The sequence below is a fragment of the Nonomuraea sp. NPDC004354 genome, assembly GCF_053602555.1.
The window spans coordinates 369,057-388,746 of sequence record NZ_JBSGDV010000003.1 but is presented as its reverse complement, the minus strand read 5'-3'; the positions used below and the strand labels follow the sequence as shown (position 1 = coordinate 388,746).

Genomic DNA, 19,690 nt, shown 5'->3' with positions numbered 1-19,690 from the left:
GCGCGCTCAGCCCTCCAGGGACCTGCGGGCCTCCTCGGCCACCTCGCGGGCGTAGTCGTCGTCACTGTCGGCCAGCACCCGCTCGAACCCGGCCCTGGCCCTGTCGTCCTTGCGCAGCGCGAGCCCGCGGGAGGCCTCGGCGACGGTGCGCAGGTCGCTGTCGGCCAGCCTGTTCGCCAGCGCCTCACGGATCTGCGGGGTGTCGGCGTCGAGGTTGGCCAGACCCGTGGTGGCCCAGTCGCGGACCTCGTCCTCGTCGTCGGCCGACATCTCGACCAGCAGCGCGAGGCCCTCGCTCCAGAGCCCGCCCTCCTCGCCGCCCAGCTGTTCGGCATCGCCCGGCAGCACGTCGGCCAGCGCGATCGCGTCCGTCATGGTGCGCTTGTGCCCGGGGCGGCCGATGATGCCGAGCACCTGGGGCAGCGCCCTCGGGTCGCCCTGGTGGCCGAGCGCCGCCAGCACCGACCGCAGCACCTGCGGGTCGCCCTCGGTCGTGGCCATCTTGCGCAGCAACGGCAGGGTCCGCTCCCGGTACGGCTTGTCGCCGTCCTCGGTGACCCCGAACTGCGCGATGGCGTCGACGCCGAACTCCCGCTCGCGGGCGTCCTCGCTGACGCACAGCCGGGACAGCGCCTCGTAGGTCTCCTCGTCGGCGCGCTTGCCGAGGGTGTCGGCGACGATCCACCACGTCTCGGCGTCCTCGTCGGTGTCGCGGTGCGCCACCGCCCTGGCCACGAGCTGGTCGACGGGGGTGTGGATGCCGTCGGCCTCCTCCAGGAGGGTGGCGATCGCCGCGTGGCCGCGCTGGGCCTGGACCTGCTCGCGCTCCTCGCCGTCGGGGGACTGGCCGGCCACCGTGACCAGCTCGGTGCCGTCCTTGGCGTACTGGCGGCCCACGACGTACTCCCAGCCCTCCTGCTCGATCTGGTCGAGCAGCGCGCTCTCCAGGTGGACGCCCACCCAGTCGACCGCGATGTCGAGCGGTGTGTCGCCGTCGGCGTCGTACTTCTCGATGTCGGCGCCCGCGTCGAGCAGCACCCTGACCACGCCGAGCGCGCCACGCCTGGCGGCCAGCGTCAGCGGCGTGTCACCGTCGTCGTTGGCCGCGTTCACGTCCGCGCCCGCCTCGATGAGCACCTGGGCGGTCTCGGCATGGCCGTTGGCCGCCGCCCACGCCAGCGCCCGCCAGCCGCCGCTCTCGGCGCCGTCGACGTCGGCGCCCCCGGCCAGCAGCGCCTGCGCCACGGCCACGCGGTCCCACGCGGCCGCCGCGCACAGCGGGAGGCCCTCCTCCTCGCCCTGGCTGACCACCTTGGGGTCGGCGCCCGCGGCCAGCAGCTCGCCCACGGTCTCCAGGTCGCCGGTCAACGCCGCCCTGTAGAGCTGTTCCTCATGCATGACAGGACCCTAGCGTCTTCCGTCTCGGCCCAGACTCGTGCGGCTCGGCGATCTCGGGCTCCGCAAGCCCGTCAAAACGCGATATGTTGCGTCTATGAATGAACCGGGGGACCTGCGCGCCTCAGACGCCGAGCGAGAGGCCGTCGTCGAGCGGCTGCGAGAAGCCTCGGTCGAGGGCCGGTTGACGCTGGTCGAGCTGACCGACCGGACGGAGGCCGCCTACCAGGCGACCACGCACGCCCAACTGGCCCTGATCACTCAGGACCTGCCGGCCGCCGGCATCGCGGCACCCCTGCCCGCCGCGCCGCCCTCACGTCGCCGGCGGTGGTTCGTGGCGATCATGGGTGACTCCAAGCGCCGCGGCAAGTGGCGGATCGACCAGGAGCTCGGCGCCGTCGCGGTGATGGGCGACGTGCTGCTCGACCTGCGCGAGGCCGAGGTCCGCACCAACACCATCGACGTCACGGCCGTCTCCGTGATGGGCGATGTGAAGATCATCGTTCCGGACGGCGTGGACGTCGACCTCGACGGCATGGCCGTCATGGGCGACAAGAAGGTCGACGTGCTGGAGGCCGCGCCCGGCATGAACGTGCCCGTGGTGCGCGTGCACGCCTACGCGGTCATGGGCGACGTGAAGGTCATCGGCGACTCGCGGGCCAAGCCGATCAAGCGAGGCTGGGCCGCCTGGCGCGAGCACCTCGGCCTGTCCCACGAACAGCTGTGGAGCGGCGAGCGGCGGCAGCTCGACCGCGACTGACCCCGCGGGACCGGGCCGGGCCGACCACGCCGGGTCCGGGCCGGGCCGACCACGCCGGGTCCGGGCCGGGCCGACCACGCCGGGTTTCGAACCGGGCCGGACGGGGTCGCCCCGATAGGCCGGGGCAGCCCCGATCAGGCCGGGACCGCGGCGGGTTCGGCCCGCAGCGCGAGCTCGTAGCGTTCGAGCAGCACCTCGACCAGCTCGGGGGCCGGACCGAGCACGTCCGACACGACGTCGGCGCCCGCGCCGCGCCGTACCTTGTCGGCGAAGAAGCCGGGCGCCAGCAGGTACGGCGCGACGGCCACCCGCGGTGCTCCCGCGGCACGCAGGGCCGCGACCGCCTCGGCGGGGGTGGGCCCGGCCGCGGACGCGTAGGCGGGCGTGACGGCCCACCAGCCGGACCGGCGGTCCCAGTCGCGGGCCAGAGCCGCGACGACGGCGTTGGCGCGGGCGTCGCTCGAGCCGGCCGAGACCAGCACGACGGCCGTGCCGGGATCGCCGGTGGCGACCCCCGCCTCCGTCAGGCGGCGGTCGAGGGCGTCGAGCAGCAGCGGGTGCGGGCCCAGCGTCGTGCCGTAGCGCACGCGCAGGCGGGCGTCACGGGCGCGCGCCTCGGCCAGCGCGGCCGGCAGGTCGACCCTGCTGTGGTAGGCCTCGGTCAGCAGCAGCGGCAGCACGACCGCCTCGCGCAGGCCGTGCAGCGCCTGGCCGAGCGTCGGCGGGCCGTGGTCGAGGTAGGCCGAGCGGACCTCCAGGCCGGGCCGCCGCCGGCGGACCCGGTCGAGCAGGGCCTCCACGGTCGCGGCGGCGCGCGGGTCGCGTGACCCGTGCGCCACCGCGACCAACGGGATCGCGCCCCTGCCAAGGCGCGCTCCCTCACCCGCCGAATGCCGACCGGCGGTGGCAGGAGGTCCCGGGGCATGCGGTTCAGCGGCCACCGCTCCCGGGACGACAGCTCGCGGGGTCACAGCTCCCTGGGCCACCGCTCCCGGGAGCAGGGCTGCAGGGATCGGAGTCCCTGCGGCCAGGGTCTCCGGAGCCGGCGTTTCCCGCGTCAGCGCTTCCTGGATCAGCGCTTCCTGGATCAGAGGTGAATGCCGCATTCGGTCTTCCCCATGCCCGCCCAACGGCCGCTGCGCGGATCCTCGCCCTCGGCCACCTGTCGCGTGCAGGGCGCGCAGCCGATGGACGGGTAGTTGTCGTAGTGCAGCGGGTTGATCAGGACGCCGTTGTCGGCCATGTAGTTGTCGACGTCGTCCTGGGTCCACGCGGCGATCGGGTTGACCTTGACCATCTGGCGCTTGGCGTCCCACTCCACGACCTTGGTGCCCGTGCGCGTCGGCGACTCGTCGCGGCGGATGCCGGAGAGCCACGCCAGGTACGGCTCGAGCGCCCGGTTGAGCGGCTCCACCTTGCGCAGGTAGCAGCACAGGTCGGGATTGCGGCCGAACAGCCGCGGACCGAGGTCACGCTCCTGTTCCTCCACCGTCCGCGACGGCTTCACATCGATCACGTTGACGTCATAGACCTGCCGTACCGCGTCACGGGTGCCGATCGTCTCGGCGAAGTGGTAGCCCGTGTCGATGAACAGGACGTCAACACCCGGCTTCACCCTGCTCACCAGGTCGATCAGCAGGGCGTCGCTCATGGAGGAGGTCAGGCACAACCGGTCGCCGAACGTGGCGGCCGCCCACCGGATGATCTCCCTGGCGGGCGCGCCCTCCAGGAACACGGCGGCGGACTCGACAATGGACTGCAGGTCGAGCGTGCCGCGCTGTTCTCTTAACGTCACCTCGATGTCAACCAGCGTCATATCCTCACTCCGATCCCGAGAAACTTGAGCTTGAAGGCGCGGGCGCAGGCCCGGCAGTACCAGCCGCCGTCGCCCTCGTAGGGCTCCAGGTCCTCCTCACCGCAGTACGGGCAGTGGAAGGGAACCGCGCGCTCGCTCATCTGAGGTCCGCCTCGTCCGCTCGCTGGACCCAGTCGGCGAACGACTCGCCCTCTTTCTTCTGGTCCTCGAAGTGGGTCAGGACCCGCTCGACGTAGTCGGGCAGCTCCTCGGCCGTGGTCTTCAGGCCGCGCACCTTGCGGCCGAAGCCCGCGTTGACGCCGAGCGAGCCGCCGAGGTGGATCTGGAAGCCCTCGACCTGCTCGCCCTTGTCGTTGACGACCAGCTGGCCCTTCAGGCCGATGTCGGCGACCTGGATGCGGGCGCAGGAGTTCGGGCAGCCGTTGACGTTGATGGTCAGCGGCTCGGCGAAGGACGGCAGCCGCTTCTCCAGCTCGTCGATCAGGTGGGAGGCGGTGGCCTTGGTCTCGACGATGGCCAGCTTGCAGTACTCGATGCCGGTGCAGGCCATCGTCTGGCGGCGGAAGGTGGAGGGCGTGACCTGCAGGTCGTGCGCCTCCAGCGCGGCCACCAGCGAGTCGACCTGGTCGGGCGCGACGTCGAGGATGACCATCTTCTGCTCGACGGTGGTGCGGACCCGGGCCGAGCCGTGCCGCTCGGCCAGGTCGGCGATCACGTGCAGCGTGTCGCCGTCGAGTCGGCCGACCTTGGGCGCGAAGCCGACGTAGAAGTTGCCGTCCTGCTGCGGGTGGACGCCCACGTGGTCGCGGCGGCTGTTGCGCGGCTGCTCGGGCGCGGGGCCGTCGGGCAGGTCCTCCTTGAGGTACTCCGTCTGCAGCACCTCGCGGAACTTCTCCGGGCCCCAGTCGTTGACCAGGAACTTGATCCTGGCGCGGTGCCTGAGCCTGCGGTAGCCGTAGTCGCGGAAGATGCCGATCACGCCGCCGTAGACGTCGCCCACCTGGTCGGGGCGGACGAACACGCCGAGCCGCTTGCCGAACATCGGGTTGGTGGACAGACCGCCGCCCACCCACAGGTCGAAGCCCTTCTCGCCCTGCTCGTTGACGACCCCGACGAAGGCCACGTCGTTGATCTCGTGCACCGTGCAGTGGGCCGGGCAGCCGGAGATGGCCGACTTGAACTTGCGCGGCAGGTTGGAGTAGGCCGGGTCGCCGATGAAGCGCTCGTGCACCTCGCGGATCGCCTCGGTGGCGTCGAGCACCTCCTCGGAGTCGATACCGGCCAGCGGGCAGCCGAGGATGACGCGCGGCGTGTCGCCGCAGGCCTCGGTCGTCGACAGGCCGACGGCCTCCAGGCGCTGCCAGATGTCGGGCACCGCCTCGATCTCGATCCAGTGGTACTGGATGTTCTGCCGGTCGGTGACGTCGGCGGTGCCCCGGCCGTACTGGTTGGAGATGTCGGCCAGCACCCGCAGCTGCTCGACGCTCAGCTGCCCGCCGTCGATGCGGACGCGCAGCATGAAGTAGCGGTCGTCCAGCTCCTCCGGCTCCAGGACGGCGGTCTTGCCGCCGTCGATGCCGGGCTTGCGCTGGGTGTACAGGCCGTACCACCGCATGCGTCCACGCAGGTCGGCCGGGTCGATGGAGTCGAAGCCGCGCTTGGAGTAGATGTCGATGATGCGCTGGCGTACGTTCAGCCCGTCATCGCTCTTCTTGTTCTCCTCGTTCTTGTTCAGCGGCTCGCGGTAGCCGAGAGCCCACTGACCTTCGCCGCGCGGGCGCTTGTGATGCCGGCTGGCAGGGGTGGTCATAGCGCGTCCTTTGGGTCATGGGCGCGCGCCGGCCTCCTCCTGCCTCATCGTCGAGTGCAGGGGACCGGGGTGTGCGACGCGCGCGTCGTTCCAGAAAGAAAACGGAAAGGAGAGCGGGCGTCGCTAACAGATGGCGCTGCGGACACGCTGAAGGTCGACGTGACGTCGCACGACGAGCATTGGGTCCGCTGGCATACCTCAGACCATACCTTGGCGGTCTGCCATGTCCAACAGTGGTCCAGAGTCTGGACGATCTTCAGCCCTGCCTGGGCCAGTCGAGTTCCGACTCCTTGGGCGTGTCCTCGCTCTGGTGCTGGCAGTCGCACCACGAACCGCCCCTGCACTCCTCGTGATGCTTCTCCTTGCACTTCTCGCAGATCACCACTTGATTATTCATCGTGGACTTCTTCCCGGCCCTGCTCATCGACCTGCGCGACGAGACCGCCGACCTCGAGTCGCTCCTGGAGGGCGCCGACTGGGAGCTCCCCACGCCGGCCGAGGGGTGGCTGGTCCGCGACCAGGTCGGCCACCTGGCGTGGTTCGACGAGGCGGCGGTCAGAGCCGTCACCGACCCCGGCTCCCTGCGGGCCGGCGAGGTGGCCGAGACCTTCGTCGACGACCTGGTGGCCGAGGCCCGCGCGCTGCCCGCCGCCGAGGTGCGCGCGTGGTTCCGTACGGCCCGCGCCCGCATGCTGGAGGTGTTCGCCACGCTCGATCCCAGGCGGCGCGTCCCCTGGTACGGCCCGCCCATGTCGGCCGCCTCCTTCGTCACCGCCAGGCTGATGGAGACCTGGGCCCACGGCCAGGACGTGGCTGACGCGCTGGGCGTGGTCAGGACTCCCACCGCCAGGCTCAGGCACGTGGCCACGCTGGGGGTGCGGGCCATGCCGTACGGCTTCGCGGTCAGAGGCAGGCCGGTGCCCGCCGACCCGGTGCGGGTGGAGCTGACGCTGCCGGACGGCGCGCCGTGGACGGCCGGGCCCGCGGGAGCGCGGGACGTGGTGCGCGGGCCGATGCTCGACTTCTGCCTGCTGGTGACCCAGCGGCGGCACCTGGACGACCTGCGCCTGGAGGTGACGGGCGAGACGGCGCGGGAGTGGACGGCGGTCGCGCAGGCGTTCGCGGGCCCGCCGGGGAAGGGCAGGGACCCGTCAGGGGTGATTCAGGGCGATTCCGGATGATCGTTTGGGATATGTGCTGACATGCTGAGCATATGCGCACCATTCTGAACGTGATCTGGCTGGTCCTGGCCGGCCTCTGGCTGGCGATCGGCTACGTGATCGCCGGCGTCATCTGCTGCATCCTGATCATCACGATCCCCTTCGGCATCGCCTCGTTCAGGATCGCCGGCTACGCGCTGTGGCCCTTCGGCAGGACCGTCGTGCGCGATCCCGACGCCGGCGCGATGTCGACCATCGGCAACGTCATCTGGATCATCTTCGCGGGCTGGTGGCTGGCGCTCGGCCACATCATCACCGCGATCCCGCTGTTCATCTCGATCATCGGCATCCCGCTGGGAGTGGCCAACATCAAACTCATCCCCGTCTCGCTCCTGCCCCTCGGCGCGCGTATCGTCGAAACCTGACACGAGATCGGATTGTCACAGGTCATGCGGGGAAGCTGACCTCGGACAGCGAATACCTTGGTTGCCATGACGTCCACCGACGCACCGCCCGGCGCGAAGCGCCGCGGGCCGCGGCTCAGCATGAGCCGCGCGAGGGAGCGGCTCAGCTGGGTGCTGGACACCCGGTCGTGGGCCATCGTTCGCGCGTCCGTGGACGCCGGCGTCAACTACCGCGTCACCGGTCTGGCCGGCGAGGCCGCCTTCTTCGCCCTGCTGTCGCTGCCGCCGTTCGTGCTCGGGCTCATCGCCGTGCTGGCCCAGCTGAGCTTCGTGCTGGGCCCCGACACCGTCCAGACCGTGCGCGCCGAGGTGGAGAAGCAGGCGCAGTTCATCTTCACCGACAACGCCATCGACCAGGTGATCAAGCCCCTGCTGGACGACGTGCTCAGCAGCGGCAACACGGTGCCGCTGATCTCGGTCGGCTTCCTGCTGGCGCTCTGGTCAGGCTCACGCGCGCTGTACGTGTACGTGGACCTCATCTCGGTGGCCTACGGCCTGGGCGAGGAACGCGGCATCATCCGCACCCGGCTGATGTCCTTCGGCCTCTACCTCATCGCCCTGCTCATCGGCGTCGTCGTCATGCCGGTCATGCTCATCGGGCCCGACCTGCTCAGATCGGCGATCAAGGACTACGCGGTGCTGGTCGACGTGCTGTACTGGCCCGTCGTCATCATCGGCTCGGTGCTGTTCCTGACCCTGCTCTACCACGTCAGCGTGCCCGTGCGGACCCGGTGGTTCCGCGAACTGCCCGGCGCGGTCCTGGCGCTGTTCCTGTGGCTGGTGTGCGCGATGGTGCTGCGCACGGTCCTGGCCTCCTGGTTCTCGCCCGTCTCGGTGTACGGCTCGCTGGCCGCGCCCATCGCCGTGCTGCTGTGGCTGTACATCACCGCGCTGGCCGTGCTCATCGGGGCCATCCTGAACGCCGAGGTCGACCGGCTGTGGCCGGGGGAGGGGACGACCAGGGGCAGGGCCGGCCGTACGGCAGGCTGACAGCCGATGGACATCCGATATCGTCTAGGGCGTCGCGACTGGCGCATTAGGTGGTTGACCACCGGGGAGCGGAAGGGGCGAAGGCCGAGCGCCTGGGTCTTCGCGCAATGTCAATGATGACAGGGGAGTCATGAGTTCTCTCGCCAACGTCGACCCGCAGCTCGCCGAGCTCATCAAGGCCGAGGAACGCCGTCAGGCCGACACCGTCAAGCTCATCGCGTCCGAGAACTACGTGTCCAAGGCGGTCCTCGAGGCCACCGGCACCGTTCTCACCAACAAGTACTCCGAGGGTTACGCGGGCAAGCGCTACTACGAGGGCCAGCAGGTCATCGACCAGATCGAGACGCTGGCCGTCGACCGGGCCAAGGCGGTGTTCGGGGTCGAGCACGCCAACGTCCAGCCCTACTCCGGCTCGCCCGCCAACCTGGCCATCTACATGGCCTTCCTCAACCCGGGCGACACCGTCATGGGCATGGGCCTGCCGTTCGGCGGCCACCTGACCCACGGCTGGTCGGTCAGCGCCACCGGCAAGTGGTTCAACCCGGTCCGCTACGGCGTCCGCCAGGACACCGGCCGCGTCGACCTCGACCAGGTCAGGGAGCTGGCCCTGGAGCACCGGCCGAAGCTGATCTTCTGCGGCGGCACCGCGATCCCGCGCACGATCGACTTCGAGGGCTTCGCCTCGATCGCCCGTGAGGTCGGCGCGGTCCTGGCCGCCGACATCGCGCACATCGCCGGCCTCATCGCCGGCGGCGCCCACCCGTCGCCCGTCGGCCACGCCGACGTGATCTCCACCACCACGCACAAGACGCTGCGCGGCCCGCGCGGCGCGATGCTGATGGCCTCCTCCGACGAGCACGCCACGGCGCTGAACAAGGCCGTCTTCCCCGGCCTGCAGGGCGGCCCGCACAACCACACGACCGCCGCGATCGCGGTGGCCCTGCACGAGGCGGCCCAGCCGGCCTTCCGCGAGTACGCCGCTCAGGTCGTCGCCAACGCCAAGGCGCTGGCCGAGGAACTGTCGAGCCGCGGCTTCGACCTGGTCTCCGGCGGCACGGACAACCACCTGATCCTGCTCGACCTGACGCCCAAGGGCATCGGCGGCAAGCCTGCCGCGCAGGCGCTCGACCGGGCGGGCCTGGAGACCAACTACAACACGGTGCCGTTCGACACCCGCAAGCCGTTCGACCCGTCCGGCATCCGCATCGGCACGCCGTCGGTCACCTCGCGCGGCATGAAGGAGGCCGAGATGCGGCAGATCGGCGCGTGGATGGACGAGGTCGTCACCGCGCTGGCCAAGGGTGACGCCGAGGACGTGATCACCCGCGTGCACCACGAGGTCTCCGAGCTGACCGCGCGCTTCCCCGCGCCCGGCCTGTCCTAGACCGCCCAGCTCATCCCGCCCCGCCGCGCACGTCGTGGCGGGGCGGTGGCGTTTCGGCCCGTCGGCGTGTCAGCCCGTCGAGGCGCGGATGACCAGGCGGGTCGGGACGTGCAGCCGGTCGGCCGCCTTCCCGGCCAGAACGTCGATCAGCGCCGCCGCCGCGATCGCGCCGCGCTCGGCGGCCTCCAGGCTGATCACGGTGAGGGGCACCTCCCAGCGCTTGTCCTCCGAGGTCTCGCACATCATCGACACGCGCAGGTCGCCGGGGATGGACAGGCCAAGCCTCCTGGCGGCGGCCAGCAGCGCCTCGCCGTAGGTCTCGTTGAGGCCGTGGACGGCGTCGGGCCGGTCGGCCCGCGACAGCAGCCGCTCGGCGGCCATCTCGGGGACCTCGTCGGGCTGCAGCGCCTCGACGATCGGCGGGTTGCCGGTGGCCGCGCACCAGGCGCGGTAGGCACGGTCGGTGTCGATCGTGTAGGAGTCGGCCTCGGTGCCGGTCAGCAGCGCGATGCGGCGCGAGCCCGTGGCGCGCAGCCGGTCGAGCAGCGTGCGCAGCACGTCGTCGGCGTCGCTGTGGATGACCGGGACGGTCGCGTGCCCGGGGTCGAGGGGCGCGCCGTCGGCGACCACGGGGATCGCCCTGCGCAGGCAGTCGGCCAGGATGGCGTCGTTCGGCTCGGGGTCGACCACGATGACGCCGTCCAGCGGGACCCTGCGGATCATCCCCGAACCGGGTGCGGCCGGCACGACGACCAGGGCGTGCTCGCGCTCGACGGCCAGCATGGTGGCGCCGGCCGTGAACGCGGCGTAGTAGGGCCGGTAGGTGTGGCCCCAGTGCCGCGAGTCGAGGTGGACGACGGGCACGCCGATCACGCCCACCCGGCCGGAGGCCAGGCCCGCGGCGATCGGGTCGGGCCGGTAGCCGAGCTCCTCCGCGGCGGCCAGGACCATCGCCCTGGTCTTGGCGGAGACGCGGCCCTTGCCGCTGAGGGCGTGGGACACCGTCGTGATCGACAGCCCGGTGGCGGTGGCGACGTCGCGGATGCCGGCGCGTGAGCTCATGGAATGATCCTATCGGCGTTTGAGAAAACGTTTTGGCAACACCCATTGACCGAGCCAAAGCGTTTTTGCAACCGTGGCGTACCCCAGAACGACTCAGGAGTGAGCCATGACCCGAACCCGCTCCGGCCTCGCCGCCGCCGGTCTCACCGTCCTGCTGCTTGCGGCAGGTTGCGGATCCTCCACCTCCAGCACCACCGAGGCCAGCGGCACCGCCTACGGCAACTGCACCGTGACCGGCAAGCGCGGCGAGTTCAAGCTCGCGACCGTAACCGAGGACACCCTGACGGTGCAGGGCGACCTGCCCTCCAAGGGCTGGTGGAACGGCGACACGGTGGCCGACATCAAGGACGGCTTCGAGTACTGCATGGCGGCCACCATCGCCTACCGCGCGGGGCTGTCCAAGCTGGCCGTCGAGAACGCGCCCTTCGACGCGCTGGTCGCCGGCCACACCAAGGACTTCGACCTGGCCCTGGCCGAGATCTCCATCACCGAGGCGCGCAAGAAGGTGGTGACCTTCTCGGCGCCCTACTTCGCCTCCAACATCGGGGTGATGACCAAGAAGGGCGCCGACGTGACCGCAGGCAACCTGCGCACGCTGCGCCTGGGCGTCAAGCAGGGAACCACCGGCGCCGACTTCGTGGCCAACGTCCTCAAGCCCGAGCAGCAGCCCAAGGTCTTCCCCAACGACCCCGAGATGGCCGCCGCCGTCAAGGCCGGGCAGATCGACGCCGGGCTCCAGGACGTGGCCATCATGCTGGGCACCGCCGCCAACTCGCAGGGCGCGCTGACCGTCGTCGGCCAGTACTCGACCGGCGAGTCGTACGGCGCGCTCTACCCCAAGGGCTCGCCCAACGCCGCCACCCTCGACGCGATCATCCAGCAGATGAAGTCCGACGGGACGTTCGACAAGCTGTCGGCCGACCACCTGGCCAAGGTGTTCGGCGGCGACCCGGCCTCCGTCCCGCTCTGGCAGGCGTCGTGACCGCCCAGCAGACGCTCCTCGGGGGCGCCTCGGCCGCGCCGGAGCGCGCCCAGCCCGTCCCCGCGCCGGGACGCGGTTTCGCGGCGGCCGGCATGACGGGAGCGGCGCTCGCCACCGCCGCCACCTGGGCCGTGGCCGCCGACCTCGTCGGGGCGGCCACCGCCGGGCCCTGGCGCTGGGTGCTCGGCGCCGTCGCGGTCGCGGGCGCGCTGGCCGTCCTGGCGGTGTTCCGGCCCGCGTGGGACGCCTGGCGAGCCTCGCGTGCCTGCGCCGCCGCGCTTGAGGAGACCGACGTAGTGGCGGCGCGCCGGCTGGCCGCGCGCGTGCGCGAGTCGGCCTGGACGGCGCTCGGCGCGGCGCTGGCCGTCCTGTGCGCGCTGGGCGCGATCGTCTTCGTGCTCGCCAACGACGCGGCGGTGCAGAAGACCTTCCTCGACGGCGCCCTGATGTGGGCGAGCTTCCCCGACATCGCCCGCGCCTTCGCCACCAACCTGGTCATCGCCGTGGTGGCGCAGGCGCTCGTGCTGGTCTGGGCCCTGGTCCTGGCCCTGGCCAGGCTCGCGCCCGGCCGGGCGGGGCGGCCGATCAGGCGGCTGGCGACCTTCTACATCGACGCCGTCCGGGCCGTTCCCGCGATCATCGTGATCTACCTGATCGGCTTCGGCCTGCCGCTGGCCGAGGTTCCGCTGCTCAGCGGGCTCAACCAGACCTGGTACGCGATCCTGGCGCTCACCGTGGTCTACGGCGCCTACGTCGCCGAGGTCTTCCGCGCCGGCATCGAGAGCATCCACCCCAGCCAGATCGCGGCCTCGCGCTCGCTCGGCTTCTCCTACCTGGCGACCATGCGGCACGTGGTGGTGCCGCAGGCCACGCGCCGGGTGATCCCGCCGCTGCTGAACGACTTCATCAGCCTGCAGAAGGACACCGCGCTGGTGAACGTCATCGGCAGCATCGACGCCTTCAACCAGGCCAAGATCCTGGCCGCCAACAACTTCAACCTCTCCTCGGTCACGGTCGTGGCGGTGCTGTTCATCCTCATCACCATCCCGCAGGCCCGGCTCGTCGACCGTCTCCTCACCCGCGAACGGAGCACGTGATGGCCTTCCTGGAGCTCGAAGGGCTGCGCAAGAGCTACGGCGGCCACGAGGTGCTCAAGGGCATCGACCTGTCCGTGGAGCGGCACGAGGTGATCTGCCTGATCGGCGCCTCGGGCAGCGGCAAGTCCACCCTGCTGCGCTGTGTCAACGCGCTGGAGTCCATCGACGCCGGCACCGTCCGCCTGGACGGCGAGGTGGTCTCCGGAGCGGGCGTGGACGTCAACCTGCTGCGCAAAGACATCGGCATGGTCTTCCAGAGCTACAACCTGTTCCCGCACATGAGCGTGCTGGACAACATCACGCTGGCGCCGGTCAGGCTCGGCGGCCTGCCGCGTGAGCAGGCCCGTGCCCGCGCGCTGGAGCTGCTGCGCAGGGTGGGCCTGGAGGAACGCGCCGACGCCTACCCCGACCGGCTGTCCGGCGGGCAGCAGCAGCGGGTCGCGATCGTCAGGACCCTCGCCATGGGGCCTCGCGTGCTGCTGCTGGACGAGATCACCTCGGCGCTCGACCCCGAGCTCGTCGCCGAGGTCCTCGGCATCGTCCGTGACCTGGCGGCCGAGGGTCTGACCATGCTGCTGGCCACCCACGAGATGGGCTTCGCCCGCGAGGTGGCGAGCCGGGTGTGCTTCCTGCACCAGGGCTGCCTGCTGGAGGAGGGGCCGCCCGAACAGATCTTCACCGAACCACACGAGGAGCGTACGCGCATGTTCCTGAAGTCCATCATCGAGGCGGGACGCCTGTGATCCTCGGCATCCAGCACGAACACGGCACCGGCCCCGGCCTGATCGGGGAGCGGATCGAGCGGGCCGGGCACAAGCTCGACCTGCGCCACCCGTACCTGGGCGAACCCCTGCCCCCCGACCTGTCGGGACACGACGGCCTGGTCGTGCTCGGCGGCACCCCGGGAACCGGCGACGTCGGCCTGGCCCCGTGGCTGCCCGCCGTGGAGGCGCTGCTGCGGGAGGCGGTCCGCGACGAGGTCCCCGTCCTGGGGGTCTGCCTCGGCGGCCAGCTGCTCGCCCAGGCCTGCGGCGGGACAGTCACCGTCGCCGCCGCCGCCCAGGTCGGCCTCTTCCCGCTCGGCGCCTACCCGGCGGCCGACGACGACGAGCTGTTCTCCGGCTTCCCCGCCGACGGCCAGGCCGTCCAGTGGCACTGGGACGAGATCGCGGAGCTGCCGCCAGGGGCCGTCCCCCTCCTGCGCGACGACGCCTTCCCGCACCAGGCCTTCCGCCTGGGCCGGCGCGCGTGGGGTGTGCAGTTCCATCCCGAGGTGCTGCTCGCCTCGGCCACCGAGTGGGCCTCGGGGGAGTCGCCGCAGCTGGCCGAGCTCGGCCTGGACGTGCCCGCCATGCTGGGCGGCGTCGCCGCGGCCGAGCCGGCGCTGCGCGACCTGTGGGGCGGGATCACCGACCGCTGGCTGGCCCTGGTCCGCGAGCCCGCGTGACCGCTCACGACGCACGTGATCTGCGGGAGTGATACTGTTCGGCTAGGCAGACGGCCACGACACATGGGAGGTGAGGACTATGCGGGTCTTTCTGAGCTGCTCGCTGTCCGAAAACTTCCGGGTGCCCGCCTGACCTTTCACGCCGCGGGGCCCGGCTTCCGAAGGGTACCCAAGCGTGACCACACACGATCTTTCCCTGCTCGGCTGGACCGGCTCGCTGGCCGCCGAGCTTCCCGCGGACACCGTTCCCGCGCGCGTGGCGCGGGTCGACCGCGGAGCCGCGGAGGTCATCGCCTCCGACGGCCATCACCATGTCAAATACGGCGCCCGCGTGCGCAGGGCCGCGGCCGGCGACCCGGTCGCACTGCCCTGCGTGGGCGACTGGGTGGCGCTGCGGGCGCTGCCCGAGGGCCGCTACGAGCTCGACGAGGTACTGCCCCGCCGTACCGCCTTCGTGAGGGGCGGCGTCAGCCGCGTCTCGCGCGGGGGACTGTCCGGCGACGGACAGGGGCAGGTGCTCGCCGCCAACGTCGACGTCGTCTTCGTGGCCGAGCCGTCCATGCACGCCACCGACTTCGCCGACCTCGGACGCATCGAGCGGCTGGTCGCCCTGGCGTGGGAGAGCGGCGGCACGCCCGTCGTGCTCATCACCAAGTCCGACCTGTTCGAGCTGGGGCTCGACCAGCTGCTGGCCGACGTCTCGGCGGCGGCGCCCGGCGTGCCGGTGCACGCCGTCTCCTCCCTGCTCGGCGAGGGTGTCGCGCCGGTGCGCGAGCATCTCGCCGGCTCGCGCACGGCCGTGGTGCTCGGTCCTTCGGGAGCGGGCAAGTCCACGCTGGTCAACGCGCTGGCCGAGGAGGGGGTGATGGACACCCAGCAGGTCCGCGCCGCCGACGGCAGGGGCCGGCACACCACCGTGCACCGGGAGCTCATCCCGCTGCCCGGCGGTGGGCTGATCATCGACACGCCAGGCATCAGGCGGGTCGGCCTCTACGAGATGACCGACGGGGTCGACCTCGTCTTCGCCGACATCGAGGACCTGGCCCGCTCGTGCAGGTTCGGCGACTGCTCCCACAACGGCGAGCCGGACTGCGCCGTGCAGGCGGCCCTGGATTCGGGTCTGCTGCCCGAGCGCAGGCTGGAGAGCTGGTTCAAGCTCCAGCGGGAGGCCGCGTGGATGGCCGGCAGGACCGACGCCAGGCTGCGCAAGGAACAACAGCAGAAGTGGAAGATCATCCACAAGGAGATGCGCAGGTCAGGGCGTAATCGGTCCTAGCCGGCGCAGGGATGCGCGGCACCGGTACGGGTATGACTCGGGCATGGGGCCGCTGTTCGCCGACAGAGCCGAGGCAGGCGCCCTGCTGGCCGAGCGCCTGCGCGGGCTGAAGGACCCCGTCGTCCTGGCGTTGCCACGCGGCGGGGTCGCCGTGGCGGTGCCCGTGGTCCGCAGGATCGGCGGCGTGCTGGACATCCTCGTCACCAGGAAGATCGGCTACCCCGCCCAGCCCGAGCTGGGCGTGGGCGCCATCGCCGAGGGAGGGGAGCCGGTCTTCGACGAGCGGCTGATGGCCGGTCTCGGCCTGACCCGCTCCGGCCTGGAGAAGGTGGTCGAGCGGGAGCGCGAGGAGCTGCGCCGCAGGGTGCGCGTCTACCGGGGGGACCGGAAGCTGCCGTACCTGACGGGCCGGGACGTGGTGGTCGTCGACGACGGGCTCGCCACCGGCGGTACGGCGAGGGCGGCGCTCAGGGCGGTCGAGGCGGCCAAGCCGGGCAGGCTCACCCTGGCTGTGCCGGTCGGAGCGCCGCAGACGGTCAGGGCGTTGCGCGGCGAGGCCGACGAGCTGGTCGTGCTGGCCACGCCGCCCGACTTCCACGCGGTCGGGCAGTGGTACGGAAGCTTCGAGCAGCTGACCGACGCCGACGTGCTGGCGCTGCTGGCCCAGCAGTGACGTGGGCCGCCTCAGTTGAGCGCGGCCCAGACGAGCTTGCCGCCGCCGGCCGGATGAAGCCACCCCCAGGTGGTCGTGAGCGCCTCGATGAGCGGCAGCCCCCTGCCGAACTCGGCCAGGAAACCGGTTGTCGCGGTCACCGGCACCGCGCCGCTGAAGTCACGGACCGCGCATCCGAGCCGGCGCTGCGAGCACACCAGCCTGAGCGACCTGGCGCCCCCGCCGTGCCTGATGGCGTTGGTCACCAGTTCCGAGACGACGAGCTGCGCGTCGAACACCGCGTCGCAGGACTCCCATCCCGCGAAGGTGGTGCGCACGAACGACCTGGCCACCCCCACGACGGCCGGGTCGGCGGGCATGGCGAAGTCGAGCACCACCGCCTGGTCGCCGGGCGGGCTGCCGGACAACAGGGTGCTGAGCCAGTCGGGCGGTGCGGTGCCCGTGGCGGCGTGCCATGGTGCTGATGGTGCGGCGGAAGTGGTCATGGAGGTCCCCGGGGCTCGGATACTTCGCGCGGTCCAAGTGACCATATTTACGGCGAGAGCTTACAGATGCAAGACTTTCCGTGCTTTACCGATGCAAATCGCAAATGCACGTGCGTGAAGGGTGATGCCCGCCCCGGATCCGTGTCACACTGGATCTTTACTCGAGAGGAGACAGCGCGTGGAAGCGGCGGAGAACGTGCGACCCCTGAGCTCTGTCAAGGGTGGCGGCCCGACGGTTCTGCGTATCCTGCTCGGTGCCCAGCTCAGGAGGCTGCGCACCGCCAAGGGGATCTCCAGGGAGGACGCCGGCTACGCCATCAGGGCCTCGCACGCCAAGATCAGCCGACTCGAGCTGGGCCAGGTGAGCTTCAAGGAGCGCGACGTCGCCGACCTGCTCACCATGTACGGCGTGACCGACCCCGGCGACCGGGCGCGCCTGCTCGACCTGGCCAGGCAGGCCAACCAGCCGGGCTGGTGGCACAAGTACAACGACCTGCTGCCGAACTGGTTCGAGGTCTACATCGGCCTGGAGGGGGCGGCCTCGATCATCCGCACCTACGAGAACCAGTTCGTCCCCGGCCTGCTGCAGACGCCCGACTACGCGCGAGCGGTGATCTCGCTGGCCCACGACAAGGCGCCGAAGAGCGAGATGGAGCGCCGCGTCACGCTCCGGATGACCAGGCAGGAACGCCTCGGGGGCGAGCGGCCGGTCGCGCTGTGGGCGGTGCTCGACGAGGCGGTGCTGCGCCGCGCGCTGGGCGGGAACGAGACCATGCGTGGCCAGATCGGGCACCTCATCGAGGTCGCCGACCTGCCGAACGTGACGGTGCAGGTCATGCCGTTCGAGCGGGGCGGGCACGCGGCGGCCGGCGGCGCCTTCTCCATCCTGCGCTTTCCCGAGCCCGAGCTGCCCGACGTCGTCTACATGGAGCAGCTGTCGAGCGCGCTCTACCTGGACAAGCTGGGTGAGTCCGAGCACTACATGAAGGTCATGGACCGGCTCAGCGTGCAAGCGGACACTCCCGCCGAAAGTCGGCGCTTTCTGGAGCGACTGCGCAAGATCTTCTAGTTCGCGTATCCTCGTGCCCTGCAAGCACCGATGCACGTGCATTCGCACGCACGAGGAGGAACCATGGGGGAGATTCCCAACGGCATCGCCGCGAGCAGACTCGCGGTGGCCTGGCGCAAGGGCAGGCGCAGTAATCCGAACGGCAACTGCGTGGAGGTGGCCGCCCTGCCGACGGGCCAGTACGCGGTGCGGAACTCCCGCTTCCCCGACGATCCCGCGCTCGTCTACACCAAGGCGGAGATGACCGCGTTCGTACTGGGCGCGAAGGACGGGGAGTTCGACGACCTGATCGCCTGAGGCGCGGCATCGTCACGCTGCCCTCGACGGGGGGGAGTCGCGCGCCCCCTGTTGGGAGGGGGGATGTGATGCCGGCGACGCCCGTGGTGCTTGATGGTGCTTGATCAGGCAGTTGTCCCGACCGGGTTCGAGGTGGTCATCGGGACAACTGCGTGATCACGCTGCTGCTGGACGCTGCCGGGGTGGACCTCAGGCGGCGGAGATGCCTGCGCTGGCCGCGCGGCGCATGCGACGGCGGCGCTCGGAGGCGCGCTCGTCCTCGTTAAGACCGCCCCACGTGCCGTACTTCTCGGGCCGGGACAGCGCGTAGTCAAGGCACTCGGCGCGAACGGGGCACTGGGCGCAGATCGCCTTGGCCTTCCGCTCGCGAACGTCACGCTCGGGCTGCCGCTCGCCGTCGGGACCGAAGAAGAGCACGAGGTCCTCACCTCGGCACGCGGCATCATCCTGCCAACCCCAGCTGGGGCGCGGGCGGGCGATCTGCCGACGTACCTGAGACATGAGAAAACCACCTTCGTGAGAGGTATTTCAGTGATTGAGCCGCATTGGACGCTTTCGGCGTCACTGTTCCAACGCAGGGGTGTGCCGTGATGTTCCCGTGATCAGGCGAGAGCGGGCGTGGCGTACCGCACAGGCGCGAGCCTGTCCAGCGAGACCAGCCGGTAGGTCGTGATCGTCTCGGCGCAAGCCGTACCACACGGTGTTGGGAACACCGCTGGCTCAACCACAACCTGGAACCGGACGTCACCGCAGCGCACGAGGGCCTCGGTGACGTCGCCGTCCGACCTGGAGGATTCCACGGCCACTTCGCCGACCGACAGTTCACCCGTGTGGGCACGGGCGAAATGCTCGGCGGCCTGCAATGGCTCAGGGATGCCTGCGCGTCCCCGGTAACGGTCGAGAATCACCTCGCCGGACCGGTACGCGTTGACTGCTGCGATCGCAGCAGCCTGAGACATGCTGCCGTAGAAAATTCCGTGTGGCAAGCACACGAGGTTGGCGGCGTAGCGATCGCCGCCAACATGTGAGGTTTCCCACACTCTGTCCGGCAAAACTTCTGCCAGCCGTCGAGCGAGGGGTAGTCCAATGCGGGCGCAGCACGCATTGCGCTTGGCGTGCGTGCAGACCAGAAATACCGGCTCGTCTTCAAGTATGCAGGACTCTGGGACCACTCCGGCCACCACGGCGTCCAAGTCAAGATCGTCAGGACCTGCGATGACACCGCTGGCCAGCCAGGGGTTCTCGCCTGCCGCGTAGCCGACTAGCACACGGATGTGCTGCTCCCGCTGCCGGGTTCGGCGCCCTGGGCGGCGGATGAGCTGGGGTCTGATACCGCGTTCGGCGGCTCTTCGCACGAGTTCCGCGATCTCTTCAGGAAGTTCACAGTTTTCCAGGTGCGAGGCCCACGGACCCTCGTGCTCGATGAGCAGCCACAGGCGGGCGCCGACCGTCGCGCTGGCGAGGGTCGGCACGTCGCCCGTGTGACAGCCGACCGGATGGTCGCACCCCTTGGCCATGCCCAC

At 70.8% G+C, this 19,690-nt stretch carries 24 protein-coding genes and 1 riboswitch; of the genes, 13 read left to right on the top strand and 11 right to left on the bottom strand.

Going from position 1 to position 19,690, the window contains the following annotated elements:
* Positions 1–6: 6 nt before the first annotated feature.
* Positions 7–1,398 (bottom strand): ankyrin repeat domain-containing protein, encoded by a 1,392-nt coding sequence (locus ACWENQ_RS12525; RefSeq protein WP_449924252.1) that lies wholly within the window; start codon positions 1,396–1,398, stop codon positions 7–9.
* A gap of 94 nt (positions 1,399–1,492) precedes the next feature.
* Between ACWENQ_RS12525 and ACWENQ_RS12520 the strand changes: the two genes are divergently transcribed.
* A complete protein-coding gene (locus ACWENQ_RS12520; protein ID WP_354904325.1) occupies positions 1,493–2,155 on the top strand; it encodes a DUF1707 SHOCT-like domain-containing protein in 663 nt (220 codons plus the stop codon).
* A 134-nt stretch (positions 2,156–2,289) separates the two neighbouring features.
* On the opposite strand, the gene ACWENQ_RS12515 is transcribed toward ACWENQ_RS12520, so the two are convergent.
* The 6 genes from ACWENQ_RS12515 to ACWENQ_RS12490 all read right to left on the bottom strand — a co-directional run bounded on the left by ACWENQ_RS12515 (position 2,290) and on the right by ACWENQ_RS12490 (position 6,178).
* Positions 2,290–3,003, bottom strand: coding sequence for a sirohydrochlorin chelatase (locus ACWENQ_RS12515; RefSeq protein ID WP_449924249.1), 714 nt, complete (start codon positions 3,001–3,003; stop codon positions 2,290–2,292).
* A 239-nt stretch (positions 3,004–3,242) separates the two neighbouring features.
* Entirely contained in the window at positions 3,243–3,971 is a 729-nt protein-coding gene (locus tag ACWENQ_RS12510) for a phosphoadenylyl-sulfate reductase (RefSeq protein WP_354904321.1), read from the bottom strand.
* Positions 3,968–4,111: an Insertion element protein gene (locus ACWENQ_RS12505; protein ID WP_354904319.1), complete on the bottom strand. Its 144-nt coding sequence runs from the start codon at positions 4,109–4,111 to the stop codon at positions 3,968–3,970. The genes ACWENQ_RS12510 and ACWENQ_RS12505 overlap by 4 nt, the downstream gene beginning before the upstream one ends.
* The gene (locus ACWENQ_RS12500) at positions 4,108–5,781 is read right to left on the bottom strand and encodes a nitrite/sulfite reductase (protein WP_449924244.1); all 1,674 of its coding nucleotides are present in this window, start codon (positions 5,779–5,781) and stop codon (positions 4,108–4,110) included. The genes ACWENQ_RS12505 and ACWENQ_RS12500 overlap by 4 nt, the downstream gene beginning before the upstream one ends.
* A 123-nt stretch (positions 5,782–5,904) precedes the next feature.
* Positions 5,905–5,976 (bottom strand): putative leader peptide, encoded by a 72-nt coding sequence (locus ACWENQ_RS12495; RefSeq protein WP_354905218.1) that lies wholly within the window; start codon positions 5,974–5,976, stop codon positions 5,905–5,907.
* A gap of 61 nt (positions 5,977–6,037) precedes the next feature.
* Positions 6,038–6,178 carry a hypothetical protein gene (locus ACWENQ_RS12490; RefSeq protein ID WP_354904315.1) on the bottom strand — a complete coding sequence of 47 codons (141 nt, stop codon included), beginning with the start codon at positions 6,176–6,178 and terminating at the stop codon, positions 6,038–6,040.
* A gap of 1 nt (position 6,179) precedes the next feature.
* Here ACWENQ_RS12490 and ACWENQ_RS12485 point away from each other — a divergent pair, with 1 nt between their 5' ends.
* The 4 genes from ACWENQ_RS12485 to glyA all read left to right on the top strand — a co-directional run bounded on the left by ACWENQ_RS12485 (position 6,180) and on the right by glyA (position 9,779).
* The gene (locus tag ACWENQ_RS12485) at positions 6,180–6,962 is read left to right on the top strand and encodes a TIGR03084 family metal-binding protein (RefSeq protein WP_452414155.1); all 783 of its coding nucleotides are present in this window, start codon (positions 6,180–6,182) and stop codon (positions 6,960–6,962) included.
* Between the two features lie 32 nt (positions 6,963–6,994).
* The gene (locus tag ACWENQ_RS12480) at positions 6,995–7,366 is read left to right on the top strand and encodes a YccF domain-containing protein (protein WP_354904310.1); all 372 of its coding nucleotides are present in this window, start codon (positions 6,995–6,997) and stop codon (positions 7,364–7,366) included.
* Positions 7,367–7,432: 66 nt separating this feature from the next.
* Positions 7,433–8,395, top strand: coding sequence for a YihY/virulence factor BrkB family protein (locus tag ACWENQ_RS12475; RefSeq protein ID WP_452414153.1), 963 nt, complete (start codon positions 7,433–7,435; stop codon positions 8,393–8,395).
* A 24-nt stretch (positions 8,396–8,419) separates the two neighbouring features.
* Positions 8,420–8,500: riboswitch (ZMP/ZTP riboswitch) on the top strand.
* A 25-nt stretch (positions 8,501–8,525) separates the two neighbouring features.
* Positions 8,526–9,779 carry a serine hydroxymethyltransferase gene (glyA, locus tag ACWENQ_RS12470; RefSeq protein ID WP_354904305.1) on the top strand — a complete coding sequence of 418 codons (1,254 nt, stop codon included), beginning with the start codon at positions 8,526–8,528 and terminating at the stop codon, positions 9,777–9,779.
* A 69-nt stretch (positions 9,780–9,848) separates the two neighbouring features.
* On the opposite strand, the gene ACWENQ_RS12465 is transcribed toward glyA, so the two are convergent.
* Entirely contained in the window at positions 9,849–10,841 is a 993-nt protein-coding gene (locus ACWENQ_RS12465) for a LacI family DNA-binding transcriptional regulator (protein WP_452414151.1), read from the bottom strand.
* Positions 10,842–10,947: 106 nt separating this feature from the next.
* On the opposite strand from ACWENQ_RS12465, the gene ACWENQ_RS12460 reads away from it, so the two are divergent.
* From ACWENQ_RS12460 to ACWENQ_RS12435, 6 genes are all read left to right on the top strand, one after another.
* Positions 10,948–11,823, top strand: coding sequence for an ABC transporter substrate-binding protein (locus ACWENQ_RS12460; RefSeq protein ID WP_449924230.1), 876 nt, complete (start codon positions 10,948–10,950; stop codon positions 11,821–11,823).
* Positions 11,820–12,920, top strand: coding sequence for an amino acid ABC transporter permease (locus ACWENQ_RS12455; protein WP_449924227.1), 1,101 nt, complete (start codon positions 11,820–11,822; stop codon positions 12,918–12,920). Before ACWENQ_RS12460 ends, ACWENQ_RS12455 begins: the two co-directional genes overlap by 4 nt.
* Entirely contained in the window at positions 12,920–13,663 is a 744-nt protein-coding gene (locus ACWENQ_RS12450) for an amino acid ABC transporter ATP-binding protein (RefSeq protein WP_354904296.1), read from the top strand. The genes ACWENQ_RS12455 and ACWENQ_RS12450 overlap by 1 nt, the downstream gene beginning before the upstream one ends.
* Positions 13,660–14,367, top strand: coding sequence for a type 1 glutamine amidotransferase (locus ACWENQ_RS12445; protein WP_452414149.1), 708 nt, complete (start codon positions 13,660–13,662; stop codon positions 14,365–14,367). The genes ACWENQ_RS12450 and ACWENQ_RS12445 overlap by 4 nt, the downstream gene beginning before the upstream one ends.
* A 175-nt stretch (positions 14,368–14,542) precedes the next feature.
* The gene (rsgA, locus tag ACWENQ_RS12440; protein WP_452414148.1) at positions 14,543–15,643 is read left to right on the top strand and encodes a ribosome small subunit-dependent GTPase A; all 1,101 of its coding nucleotides are present in this window, start codon (positions 14,543–14,545) and stop codon (positions 15,641–15,643) included.
* 43 nt (positions 15,644–15,686) lie between these two features.
* Complete coding sequence (locus ACWENQ_RS12435; protein ID WP_354904290.1) at positions 15,687–16,316, top strand: phosphoribosyltransferase; 630 nt, start codon at positions 15,687–15,689, stop codon at positions 16,314–16,316.
* An 11-nt stretch (positions 16,317–16,327) separates the two neighbouring features.
* Here the strand turns inward: ACWENQ_RS12435 and ACWENQ_RS12430 are convergent, their stop codons facing one another.
* Complete coding sequence (locus tag ACWENQ_RS12430; RefSeq protein ID WP_449924221.1) at positions 16,328–16,801, bottom strand: ATP-binding protein; 474 nt, start codon at positions 16,799–16,801, stop codon at positions 16,328–16,330.
* Between the two features lie 178 nt (positions 16,802–16,979).
* Between ACWENQ_RS12430 and ACWENQ_RS12425 the strand changes: the two genes are divergently transcribed.
* Both ACWENQ_RS12425 and ACWENQ_RS12420 read left to right on the top strand, forming a co-directional pair.
* On the top strand, positions 16,980–17,870 hold the full coding sequence (locus ACWENQ_RS12425; protein ID WP_452414146.1) for a helix-turn-helix domain-containing protein: 891 nt from the start codon (positions 16,980–16,982) through the stop codon (positions 17,868–17,870).
* A gap of 63 nt (positions 17,871–17,933) precedes the next feature.
* Positions 17,934–18,167, top strand: coding sequence for a DUF397 domain-containing protein (locus ACWENQ_RS12420; RefSeq protein WP_449924216.1), 234 nt, complete (start codon positions 17,934–17,936; stop codon positions 18,165–18,167).
* Positions 18,168–18,356: 189 nt separating this feature from the next.
* Here ACWENQ_RS12420 and ACWENQ_RS12415 read toward each other — a convergent pair whose 3' ends face one another.
* Both ACWENQ_RS12415 and ACWENQ_RS12410 read right to left on the bottom strand, forming a co-directional pair.
* The gene (locus ACWENQ_RS12415; RefSeq protein ID WP_192773819.1) at positions 18,357–18,668 is read right to left on the bottom strand and encodes a WhiB family transcriptional regulator; all 312 of its coding nucleotides are present in this window, start codon (positions 18,666–18,668) and stop codon (positions 18,357–18,359) included.
* A 101-nt stretch (positions 18,669–18,769) separates the two neighbouring features.
* Complete coding sequence (locus ACWENQ_RS12410) at positions 18,770–19,684, bottom strand: sucrase ferredoxin (RefSeq protein WP_452414523.1); 915 nt, start codon at positions 19,682–19,684, stop codon at positions 18,770–18,772.
* Between the last annotated feature and the right edge of the window lie 6 nt (positions 19,685–19,690).

Bases quoted from the DNA above. Each gene is read 5' to 3' on its own strand.
- ACWENQ_RS12510 (WP_354904321.1), bottom strand. From the start codon at position 3,971: ATGACGCTGGTTGACATCGAGGTGACGTTAAGAGAACAGCGCGGCACG.
- ACWENQ_RS12410 (WP_452414523.1), bottom strand. From the start codon at position 19,684: ATGGCCAAGGGGTGCGACCATCCGGTCGGCTGTCACACGGGCGACGTG.
- ACWENQ_RS12450 (WP_354904296.1), top strand. From the start codon at position 12,920: ATGGCCTTCCTGGAGCTCGAAGGGCTGCGCAAGAGCTACGGCGGCCAC.
- ACWENQ_RS12465 (WP_452414151.1), bottom strand. From the start codon at position 10,841: ATGAGCTCACGCGCCGGCATCCGCGACGTCGCCACCGCCACCGGGCTG.
- ACWENQ_RS12430 (WP_449924221.1), bottom strand. From the start codon at position 16,801: ATGACCACTTCCGCCGCACCATCAGCACCATGGCACGCCGCCACGGGC.
- ACWENQ_RS12520 (WP_354904325.1), top strand. From the start codon at position 1,493: ATGAATGAACCGGGGGACCTGCGCGCCTCAGACGCCGAGCGAGAGGCC.
- ACWENQ_RS12420 (WP_449924216.1), top strand. From the start codon at position 17,934: ATGGGGGAGATTCCCAACGGCATCGCCGCGAGCAGACTCGCGGTGGCC.
- glyA (WP_354904305.1), top strand. From the start codon at position 8,526: ATGAGTTCTCTCGCCAACGTCGACCCGCAGCTCGCCGAGCTCATCAAG.
- ACWENQ_RS12480 (WP_354904310.1), top strand. From the start codon at position 6,995: ATGCGCACCATTCTGAACGTGATCTGGCTGGTCCTGGCCGGCCTCTGG.
- ACWENQ_RS12460 (WP_449924230.1), top strand. From the start codon at position 10,948: ATGACCCGAACCCGCTCCGGCCTCGCCGCCGCCGGTCTCACCGTCCTG.
- ACWENQ_RS12435 (WP_354904290.1), top strand. From the start codon at position 15,687: ATGGGGCCGCTGTTCGCCGACAGAGCCGAGGCAGGCGCCCTGCTGGCC.
- ACWENQ_RS12490 (WP_354904315.1), bottom strand. From the start codon at position 6,178: ATGAATAATCAAGTGGTGATCTGCGAGAAGTGCAAGGAGAAGCATCAC.
- ACWENQ_RS12525 (WP_449924252.1), bottom strand. From the start codon at position 1,398: ATGCATGAGGAACAGCTCTACAGGGCGGCGTTGACCGGCGACCTGGAG.
- ACWENQ_RS12415 (WP_192773819.1), bottom strand. From the start codon at position 18,668: ATGTCTCAGGTACGTCGGCAGATCGCCCGCCCGCGCCCCAGCTGGGGT.
- ACWENQ_RS12475 (WP_452414153.1), top strand. From the start codon at position 7,433: ATGACGTCCACCGACGCACCGCCCGGCGCGAAGCGCCGCGGGCCGCGG.
- ACWENQ_RS12500 (WP_449924244.1), bottom strand. From the start codon at position 5,781: ATGACCACCCCTGCCAGCCGGCATCACAAGCGCCCGCGCGGCGAAGGT.
- ACWENQ_RS12505 (WP_354904319.1), bottom strand. From the start codon at position 4,111: ATGAGCGAGCGCGCGGTTCCCTTCCACTGCCCGTACTGCGGTGAGGAG.